Genomic DNA, 9,550 nt, shown 5'->3' with positions numbered 1-9,550 from the left:
CCGGCGAGCCCTACATCGGCGAGTACCACGAGTACAGTTGTCCGGGCTGCCAGGTGCAGTTGCAGGTGGACCTGTTCTGCCCGCCCATGGGCGGCGATCCGATCCTGTGGGACACGCGCATCGACGTGTGACGGAGGGCGGCCGTCCGGCCGCCGGTCAAAACGAAACAAGGAGACTCCAGTGAGCGACGACAACAAGATCGTAACCGGGTTGGGCAAGGCCGAGCTGCATCGCGTCCTGGTGCGCAACATCGACCTGACCCAGGACATCCTCGGCAAGCTCAGCTTCGGCCAGATGACCTTCCTGATGCTGGTGGGGCGCCTTCCCAGCGAGGACGAGGGGCGCATGACCGACGCGATGCTGAACGTGCTTGTGGAGCACGGCATGGTGGGGAACGTGGTGGCCGCGCGCCTGACCGTGTCCACTGCGCCGGAGGCCATCCAGGGAGCCGTGGCCGCGGCCCTGTTGGGCGCCGGCAGCGTGCACCTGGGCTCGTCCGAGTACTGCGCCAAGATGCTGCAGGACGCGCTGCCCCTGGACAGCGGCGACACCGACCTGGCCGCGCTGGCCCGGTCCGTGGTGGAAGACTTCGCCACCCGCAAGCAGCGGGTCGCGGGCATCGGCCACGCCACCCACTCCGAGGGCGACCCCCGCGCCGACAAGATGTACGAGATCGCCGCCGAGACCGGCGTGCGCGGGCGCTACTGCGAGTTCCTGGAAGAGATCAAGAAGGCCGCGGAAGCGCGCCACAAGCGCGGCCTGCCCATCAACGTCACCGGCGCCATCGCCGCCATTTCCTCGGACATGGGGCTCCAGTGGCAGATGGCCAAGGCCTTCGCCCTGATCGGCCGCACCTTGGGCGCCATGGCCCACATCGGCGAGGAGCTGCGCAACCCCATGCACCGGCGCATCAGCAACCTGATACGGACCAATTTGTCCTACGAGCCATAGAGCCGCACTGTCACTCCAACGCGCCGTCCTCGCGTAGCTGCCGGATGCGCGCGTCGTCGTAGCCCAGCACGTCGCGCAGGGTGCGGTCGGTGTCGCGGCCGAGGTCGGGGAAAACCCAGTCCTGCGAGGCGGCGGTGCGGGCGAAGCGGATGGGGAGGCAGGGAAGGGTGAGGCGCCCGAAGCGCGGGTTGTCATGGGTGCCGAGAAAGCCGCGGGCCTGGAGGTGCGGGTCGTTCTCCACCAGGTCGGCGCCGTTCTGGACCGCGCCGCAAGGGACTCCTTCCGCCTGCAACAGCCGCATGACCTCGTGGCGGTCGCGCGTCCGGGTCCATTCCTCGATCATCGCGTCCAGTTCGTCCCGGCGGCGCACCCGGTCCGCGGAATCCCGGAAACGCGGGTCGCCGGCCAGCTCCGGCCGGCCGATGGCGGCGGCCAGGCTGCGCCACTGCGCGTCGTTCTCGGTGGCGATGACGCACCAGCGGTCGTCGCCCTCGCAGGGGTAGATGCCGTAGGGCGCGTGGTAGAGCGAGCGGTTGCCCACGGCCACGGGCTCGGTGTCCGTGTTGGCGGCCTGGATCATGGCGGTGCCGATGAGGAACGCGGCCGCCTCGGCCTGGGCCATGTCCATGGCCATTCCCCGGCCTGTGCGCCGGCGGTAGAGGGTGACCGCGACCGACAGGATCGCAGCCATGACTCCCGAGACGTAGTCGGGCAGCACCGTGCCCGCGCCTACCGGAGGATCCACCTCCGGTGACTCGTTCCACAGCCAGGTGAAGCCGGTGAACCCGGTGATGATGGTGCCCAGGGTGAGGGAGTCCTTCTTGGGGCCGGTGGCGCCGAGCCCGGGCATCCGCAGGGTGACGATGTCGGGCTTATGCTCCACCAAATGATCGTAGTCGAGTCCCAGGCCGGGCATCACCCGCGCCGCGAAGTTGTCCAGGACCAGGTCGCAGTGCAGCGCCAGTTCGCGGATCAGGCCGGGTCCCTCGGGATGCTTCAGGTTCACGGTTACGGAGCGCTTGTTCCGGTTGAACTCCAGGAAGCGGGGCGAGGCGTTGGGATCGTCGCCGGTGCCGAAGAAGCGGAAGGGATCGAGCCCGCCCTTGGCGGATTCCACCTTGAGCACCTCCGCGCCCAGGTCCGCTAGCAGCATCATGCCGAAGGGCCCCGCGAGCACGTGGTCGAAGCTCAGGACGCGCAGGCCCTCCAGCGGCAGGCCCTGGGCGGCGGCGGCCGGAGCCGGTGCGGCGGCATTGCCGGCGGCTGCCCCCACTGCCGCGTCACCATCGGCCGTGGCCGTTTCCACGTCCGCACCAGCGGGTCCCGGCGCCGCGACCCGCGGCCGCGCGCCGCTGAACAGACAGGGCAGCGCCGGCTGGATCAGCGATTCCCCGTCCGGATAGGGCACCTCCTGGACGAAGCGCCGTCCTTCCACGTGCGGGTCGCGCAGGAACCCCAGCGGCCGGTTCACCGGCAGGCAGGGGATGCGGTTGGACTGGAGCAGGCGGGTCAGGTCCTCCATGGAGTGCCGCCGGGTGAACTCGCTCACCGCCGGATTGATGATGTCGGCCCGCGCCCGCCGGTACAGGTTGTTGAGGTACTCCGGCGCGTCGAAGTCCTCGGGATGGCCGGGCCAGATGTCGAGGAATCTCTGCCAGTGCTGCCGGCTGACGTAGATGTACACGTGGCCGTCGCTGCAGGGAAAGATTCGCGCGGGGGCCACGTGCTGGTGCTGGCTGCCGGCGCGGTGGTGGACCTCTCCCTCGTTGGCGTAGAGCCGGACCATGTGCTCCTGGGTGGCCAGGGCCTCCTGCATGGACACATCGATCCAGTCGCCCGCGCCGGTGCGCTCGCGGCGATGGAGGGCCGCCACGATGCCCAGCGCGGCCATGAGGCTGCCGAAGTAGTAGGCCTGGGTCTCGGGCGGCGCGCATGGTGCGCCGTCGGGGTCGCCGGAGATGGACATGAGTCCGCACATGGCGAACACCACCAGGTCGTTGCCGGCGAAGACGCTGTGGGGACCCCACTGGCCGAAGCCGGTGATGGAGGCCATGATCAGGCCCGGGTTGCTCTCGCTCAGGCGGTCGTAGCCCAGATCCATTCCGGCCATCCATCCGGGGGCGCCGCTCTCGATGAGGATGTCGGTCTCGGCCGCCAGCGCCCGCAGCCGCTCCCGGCCTTCGGCCGTCTCGAGGTCCAGCTCCAGGCTGCGCTTGTTGGCGTTGAGATGGGCGAAGACCAGGCTGGTGTCGCCGGCGAACGGCGGCAGCCGCCGCGCCGGGTCGCCGCCGGGCGGCTCGATCTTGACCACCTCCACGCCCAGGTCGGCGAGGAAGCGGCCGCACATCTGGCCCTTGCGGTCCGTGAGGTCCAGCGCCCGGTATCCCTCCAGCAGTCGGGGGGCGCCGTTGGTGTTTTCAGGTTCGTTCTTCGGCATGCGAGTTCCTGCTGCCGGCGGCCTTTGTGGGCCGACGGTGCGACGCGGATGCGGCGGGTTTGAACCCCCCTACGATTTTTTCGCGTCCGGCTTCTCGTAGGCCACGTTGCCGCCGCCCTTCTGCGACTGCAGGTAGCCCTCCACGTCGTTCAGCGGGTTGGTATACACGCGCATGCGGTGGGAGATGATCTCGTCCACCAGGAGTCCGCGGCTGTGGTCCAGGTCCATGGACGTGTAGGCGGCGATCTTGGCGTGCTCCAGGGTCGCCGGGTGGCGGGTGGCGATGGTGGCGGCGAACTCCCGCACGAACGGGATCAGCTCCTTCTCCGGCACCGTCTTGGACACTAGTCCCAGGCGTTCGGCCTCGGCCCCGTCCAGGTTCTCGCCGGTGAGCTGGATGTAGAATGCCTTCTTGAAGGGGATGCCGCTGCGGAAAAGCGTGGGCGTGGCGGTGGCGCCGTAGCTCCCGCGGATGATCTCCGGCATGCCGAACTGCGCCGTGTCCGCGGCGATGGCCAGGTCATGGCCGTTCACGAGGACCAGACCGCCGCCCAGGGCCCAGCCGTTGACCGCGGCCACGGTGACTTGGGGCGCTTGGCGCAGCAGCGTGACGATCTCCCGCGCCGAGCCGCCTTCGTAGAGCCGGCGCTTGCCCTGCCACGACGCGCGCAGGTCATACAGGTCCAGGCCCGAGCTGTAGGCATTGCCCGCCCCGGTGGTGACGATGCAGCGGATGTTGTCGTTCACCGACAGGGCCTTGAGGCTGTCCACCAGCTCCGCCAGGAGCTTGCGGCTGAGCGCGTTCTTCCGCTCGGGCCGGTTGAGGGTGATCCAGGCGACGCCTGTTTCCTCGTTGATGTCCTCGATAATGGTTTCCCTCTCAGCCACGGGTTCCTCCGATCTGTTCAATGGGGTGGCTCCGCCGGCGCGGCGCTACTGGAGCGGGACGACAGCGCGACCACGTGAGTTCCATTCGCCCGTCAACGGGTGCCGAACCGTTCCCTCCAGGAGTCCACGCATTCCGGGTTCACCACCGTCTCCGGCACCTCGCCCGCCAGCACGGTGAGGATGCTCTGGGCGGCCATGCGCTCGCCCGACACCTGGGACTGCGGGTTGGTGCCGATGATGTGCGGGGTCATGATCAGCCGCTCGGGGTCCACCTGCCGGATGGGGTCCGACATGGGCAGCGGCTCTTCCTCGAACACGTCCACGGCCGCGCCGGCGATGACACCCTCGTTCAACGCCTGCGCCAGGTCGTCCTGCTTGACCACGCCCCCGCGGCACGTGTTCACCAGGTAGGCGGTGGGCTTCATTTTCTTCAGCTCGGCCAGGGTGATGAGCTGGCGCGTCTCCTGGGTGAGGGGCGTATGCAGGGTAACCAGGTCGGATTCCTGGAGCACCGTGTCCAGCGACACCAGTTCCACCCCCAGGTGCCGCACCGATTCCTGGGTGATGTAGGGATCGCAGCCGATGAGGCGCATCTCCCACGGGCCGAGGCGCTTGGCCACTTCCTTGCCCACCCGTCCCACGCCGACGATGCCGACGGTGCGCCCCACCATCAGGTTGCCCCGGTGCTCGTTGCGCTTCCAGCCGCCCTCGCGCAGCAGTGTCTGGTTGTGCACCAGCCGCTTGAACAGCATGGACATGAGCCCGACGGTGGCTTCGGCCACCCCGGTAAAGTTCTCCCGCGCCGGGCTGTTGCACACCAGGATGCCCAGCTCGGTGGCCGCGTCCACGTCGATGGTCTCGTAGCCGATGGCCGCCTTGATCACGCCGCGGAGCTTCGGGCAGCGGGCCATGACCGCGCCGCCGATGAAGTCCCGCTGGGCCGCCCAGACGGCGTCGCTGTCGCCGATCAGCTCGACCAGCTCGTCCTCGGTGTAGCGGTGCTTGGGATGCTCGTCCTGGTCCTTCCCCAGCACCAGCTCGCAACCCGCCTCCTCCAGCACGTCCCGCCCCACCGACAGCTTGTGCGGCGCGGGGATGCAGACCTTGTTGCCTTGCATGATGACTCCGAACGTTGGCGGCCGGCGCCGAAGAGGCTTCGCCAAGCCGTCCCTCGCCCATGTGGACTGCGTTTGCACGCGCCCGCCGGCATCGACTACGGTGTGCTCGACAAAGGCTCCTTCGAGCCGGCGCCCGGTTTTGGCACCCGTTTCGCCGGACCTCCCGGCGTGTCTCAAGGTACGTTTATGAGACGCGACGCCGGGGTGTCAAGGCTGGTGCGCTCCCTGGACATTGCCGCGGATAGCGCCACCGGGGGCCGTCGCGGAAAGGCTTGGAATTCGCATGAAGATCACCGATCTCAAGACCCTGCGGCTGCGCGCGCCCCTCGGCGCTCAAGGACAGGTGGAAAGCCGCACCGGCGTGCGCACCCACCGCTACGGGTTCCTGGTGGAAGTCCACACCGACGCGGGCATCACGGGCATCGGATCCTGCTCCGGCAACGGACTCTTGCTGGAGTCCGTCGTCACCCACGTTCTCAAGCCGCTGCTCGTGGGCATGGACCCCCTCGACATCGATGAGATCTGGGACACCGCCTATTTCCGCGCCGGCGCGCGCGCGTTCGGCTCACGGGGAGTCGGCGTGGTGGCCCTCAGCGGCGTGGACACGGCCCTGTGGGACATCGCCGGCAAGGTGAAGGGCGTGCCCGTGTACGAGCTGCTGGGCGGCAAGCGTCGGGACCCGGTGGAGGTCTATGCCACGGCGCTCTATCCGGAGGCGACCCGCACGGCGGTGGAGAAGGCCGAGAAGCTGGCGGAACGGGGTTTCCACGGCATCAAGATCAAGGTGGGCTTCGATCTGGCCCAGGACATCGAGATCGTGAGCGCGGTGCGGTCGGCGCTGGGAACGGACTTTCCCCTCATGACCGACGCCAACATGGGCTACGGCCTCGACGTGGCGCTGGCCGCCGCCGACGCGTTCGAGAAGCTCGGCATCGGCTGGCTGGAGGAACCGCTGTTCATGGAGGACGTGGCCGGCCACGCCGAACTCAAGGCCCGCACCGGCGTCCCCGTGGCCCTGGGCGAGAACCTCCACACCCGCTTCGCCTTCGAATCGTTCATGGCCCGCGACGCCGTCGACGTGCTTCAGCCCGACGTCGCCCGCGCCGGCGGCATCAGCGAGGTGCGCACCATCGCCGCCGCCGCCGCCGAACGCGGGTTGCCGGTCTCCCTCCACACCTACGGCGACGGCGTCGCCCTGGCCGCGAGCCTCCACTTGGTCGCCGCCCTGGAAAACAGCGCGGTCATGGAGTTCGACTACAACGAGAACCCGCTCCGCAGCGACCTGCTCCAGGAACCCCTGGAACCCAGGAACGGCTTCATGCGCCCGCCCGACGGCCCGGGCCTCGGAGTCACCCTCGACCCCGAGGCGCTTCGGCGCTATCATTTCGACGGCGGCGGCGACCTTGCGCTGTGGCGGCGGACGGTGCGCGATGCATGACGCCACCTACTGGGTCAACCAGCTCGGCCTCGAACCCCATCCCGAAGGCGGTTACTTCAAGGAGATCTATCGCTCCCCGGCCATCGTGCCGGGCGAGGCGCTGCCGGGCTATGGCGGTCCCCGCAACCTCGGCACCTCCATTTACTTTCTCCTTCAGGACGATCAGTTCTCCGCCCTCCATCGCATCAGGCAGGACGAGCTGTGGCACTTCTACTCGGGCTCGACTCTCACCGTGCACGTTATTGACGTCGCGGGCCGCTACGCACCCATCCACATGGGCCCCGATCCGGAGGCGGGCGAATGCCTGCAGACACTCGTCCCCGGCGGCTCCCTGTTCGGCGCGTCCATGGACCGCAACCGGGGCTACGCCTTGGTGGGTTGCACCTGCGTCCCTGGCTTCGACTTCGCGGATTTCGAGATGCCCTCGAGGGAAGAGCTGCTCGGGCGCTACCCACAACACAGCCAACTCATCCATCGGCTCACGCGCGCTTCGTAATTTCCGGTCAAAGCGCTAAGATTGAGAAATCACACGACGGGGAGACAAGCCCATGACCACCAAACGCGAAGTGCGCATCGGCTGTGTCCAGACGCCGGCCCTGGCGACCTTCGACGAGGCCATCGAGGCGGCCTGCCGCCTCGCCGGCGACGCGGTGGCGGCAGGCGCCGAGTTGGTGTGCCTGCCCGAGTACTGCGGCGGCCTCGCCACCGAGAACGGCATGGTCAAACCCCCGGCCGCGCCGGAGGCCGGCCACCCCGTGCTGGAGGCGTTGCGCGCCTTCGCCCGCGATGCCGGCGTGTGGATGCTAATCGGCTCCGTGGCCGTGGACGGACCCGACGACCGGCTCATCAACCGCGCCTTCATGGTGGACAGCCAAGGCGATGTCCGCGCCCGCTACGACAAGATCCACCTGTTCGACGTCGACCTGTCCGAGACCGAGCGCTACCGCGAGTCCGCCGTAATCAGTCCCGGCAAGCAGGCGGTGGTGGCGGACACCCCCTGGGGCCGCCTGGGCATGACCACCTGCTACGACCTGCGCTTCCCCCACCTCTACCGTTCACTCGCCCAGGCCGGCGCCGAGATCCTCGCGGTGCCCGCCGCGTTCACCAAGGTCACCGGACAAGCCCACTGGCACGTGCTGAACCGCGCCCGCGCCATCGAGAACGGCGCCGTGGTGGTGGCACCCTGCTCGGTCGGCCCCGTCCCGGGCGGCGGCGCCGTCTACGGCCACTCGCTCATTGTCTCCCCTTGGGGCGAGATCCTGGCTGAGGGCGGCGAGGACGCCGGCACCATCGTCGCCACCGTGGACCTGGAAAGCGTCGCGAATGTCCGCAAGCGCGTCCCGAGCCTGCGGCACGACCGGCCCTTCAGCCAGCCGGCGCAACCGGAACCGGGCCGCCCCGGCGCACACGCCCGTTCGTACGAGGCATTGCCACCATATGTCCTTTTCTAGGTGAAGGCATGAAGCACACCCTGCAACTGACGCCCGACGAAACAACGTGGCTGGCACAATACCGACAGGCCTTGAGCGAACGTCACCCGGGAGCGGTCGTACGCATGCTCGTATACGGCTCAAAGGCTCGCGGGGAGTCGCATCCGGACAGCGACGTTGATGTTCTGCTGGTCGTCAGAAATGACGCCGGTCCCCTGAAGCGCCCGTTGCGGAACATCGGCTACGAACTGGCGGCAACCTCGGATGCCGTCCCTTCGATCCTGGCTTACACCGAGGACGAATGGCAGGAGAGAACCAATAAAGGCTACCCTTTCCAACACGCGGTAGAGCGCGATGGAGTGTCTGTGCTGTGAATCGGGAAATCTGATGAGGCCGAACGCCAATGCCGAAGTGCCACGGAGTTCGCGGAACGAATCCAGCGTTATCTGTCAGAAAATGGATTTACCAATGCCGATCTTGGAAGGAAGCGAGGGCCGAAATAGTTAAGGCGCTCGCTCCGCATGCGAGGAGCTCCTCTTGAAAGAGTTGATCATCGTCCGGCACGCCAAGTCGAGCTGGAAGGATTCCAGTCTCGACGACCGCGAAAGACCTCTCAACAAGCGCGGCGAGCGGGACGCGCCCGCGATGGGCGCACGGCTTGCGCGACGCAAGTGGAAACCTGACCTGATCGTGTCGAGCCCGGCGGTGAGGGCGCTGGAGACGGCGCGGATCATCGCCAAGAAGCTCGGCTACCCGGGCAAGGATATCGTCCTGAAGGATCGCCTTTACGGTGCCGGCATCGTCGAGTTGCTTGAGGTGATTCGCGACTCTGATGACTCGGCGGGGAGGTTGATGCTGTTCGGCCACAACCCCGGCATCACCGAACTTGCCAATCACCTCGGACCGCGTCCGATCCCGAACCTGCCCACATGCGGGGTGCTCCATCTCGGGTTCGATACCGACACCTGGTTTACCGTGGGCTATGCTCGGGGCAACGAGGTGCTGTTCGATTTCCCCAAGAGTTAGCCCCACGTTACTCCACGCTTCTCAATTTCCCCCGCCACGAGTTTGTGGAGCGGGCTGGAGATGAGGCTTGATAGGGCATTCCTTGCTTGCTCGTTTGTCAATCTGCGGGGATTGAGCAACTGCAAAGGACGGTTTCACTGAAAATCCCGACTCTTCCTCCTTACCGGCTCCGCGCCTATCTTCGGCCGCCAGACCGACTCCGCCACGAGGTGGACGACGGTGGACTCGCTCTGCAGGGTGCCGCTGACGCCCATGAACGAGA

General features: G+C 67.6%; 9 protein-coding genes and 1 pseudogene. 6 read left to right on the top strand and 4 right to left on the bottom strand.

The genetic code is table 11. The features are described 5' to 3' along the window. Positions 1-180 precede the first annotated feature (180 nt). Positions 181-951, top strand: coding sequence for a citryl-CoA lyase (locus tag OXU42_13905; protein ID MDE0030483.1), 771 nt, complete (start codon positions 181-183; stop codon positions 949-951). A 10-nt stretch (positions 952-961) separates the two neighbouring features. Here OXU42_13905 and OXU42_13900 read toward each other — a convergent pair whose 3' ends face one another. The 4 genes and pseudogenes from OXU42_13900 to OXU42_13885 form a co-directional block, all read right to left on the bottom strand. Then, positions 962-2,167: a CoA transferase gene (locus OXU42_13900; protein MDE0030482.1), complete on the bottom strand. Its 1,206-nt coding sequence runs from the start codon at positions 2,165-2,167 to the stop codon at positions 962-964. A 102-nt stretch (positions 2,168-2,269) separates the two neighbouring features. Next, a pseudogene (locus tag OXU42_13895) lies at positions 2,270-3,388 on the bottom strand (CoA transferase). Between the two features lie 69 nt (positions 3,389-3,457). Next, the gene (locus OXU42_13890) at positions 3,458-4,276 is read right to left on the bottom strand and encodes an enoyl-CoA hydratase/isomerase family protein (GenBank protein MDE0030481.1); all 819 of its coding nucleotides are present in this window, start codon (positions 4,274-4,276) and stop codon (positions 3,458-3,460) included. 92 nt (positions 4,277-4,368) lie between these two features. Then, a complete protein-coding gene (locus tag OXU42_13885; GenBank protein ID MDE0030480.1) occupies positions 4,369-5,394 on the bottom strand; it encodes a hypothetical protein in 1,026 nt (341 codons plus the stop codon). 283 nt (positions 5,395-5,677) lie between these two features. Here OXU42_13885 and OXU42_13880 point away from each other — a divergent pair, with 283 nt between their 5' ends. From OXU42_13880 to OXU42_13860, 5 genes are all read left to right on the top strand, one after another. After that, positions 5,678-6,832: a mandelate racemase/muconate lactonizing enzyme family protein gene (locus OXU42_13880; protein ID MDE0030479.1), complete on the top strand. Its 1,155-nt coding sequence runs from the start codon at positions 5,678-5,680 to the stop codon at positions 6,830-6,832. Then, positions 6,825-7,328, top strand: coding sequence for a cupin domain-containing protein (locus OXU42_13875; GenBank protein MDE0030478.1), 504 nt, complete (start codon positions 6,825-6,827; stop codon positions 7,326-7,328). Before OXU42_13880 ends, OXU42_13875 begins: the two co-directional genes overlap by 8 nt. Positions 7,329-7,380: 52 nt before the next feature. Then, positions 7,381-8,283 carry a carbon-nitrogen hydrolase family protein gene (locus OXU42_13870; protein MDE0030477.1) on the top strand — a complete coding sequence of 301 codons (903 nt, stop codon included), beginning with the start codon at positions 7,381-7,383 and terminating at the stop codon, positions 8,281-8,283. A gap of 8 nt (positions 8,284-8,291) precedes the next feature. Further along, a complete protein-coding gene (locus OXU42_13865; GenBank protein MDE0030476.1) occupies positions 8,292-8,636 on the top strand; it encodes a nucleotidyltransferase domain-containing protein in 345 nt (114 codons plus the stop codon). A 163-nt stretch (positions 8,637-8,799) separates the two neighbouring features. Further along, positions 8,800-9,288, top strand: coding sequence for a histidine phosphatase family protein (locus OXU42_13860; protein ID MDE0030475.1), 489 nt, complete (start codon positions 8,800-8,802; stop codon positions 9,286-9,288). The last annotated feature ends 262 nt before the right edge of the window (positions 9,289-9,550 follow it).

Source organism: Deltaproteobacteria bacterium, from assembly GCA_028818775.1.
Taxonomy (GTDB): Bacteria; Desulfobacterota; Binatia; order UBA9968; family JAJDTQ01; genus JAJDTQ01.
Note: the sequence above shows the minus strand (reverse complement) of the source record. Positions and strands in the feature narration are given on the sequence as shown.

Coding starts and splice junctions, on each gene's coding strand:
- OXU42_13885 (MDE0030480.1), bottom strand. CDS start 5,394: ATGCAAGGCAACAAGGTCTGCATCCCCGCGCCGCACAAGCTGTCGGTG.
- OXU42_13880 (MDE0030479.1), top strand. CDS start 5,678: ATGAAGATCACCGATCTCAAGACCCTGCGGCTGCGCGCGCCCCTCGGC.
- OXU42_13875 (MDE0030478.1), top strand. CDS start 6,825: ATGCATGACGCCACCTACTGGGTCAACCAGCTCGGCCTCGAACCCCAT.
- OXU42_13870 (MDE0030477.1), top strand. CDS start 7,381: ATGACCACCAAACGCGAAGTGCGCATCGGCTGTGTCCAGACGCCGGCC.
- OXU42_13865 (MDE0030476.1), top strand. CDS start 8,292: ATGAAGCACACCCTGCAACTGACGCCCGACGAAACAACGTGGCTGGCA.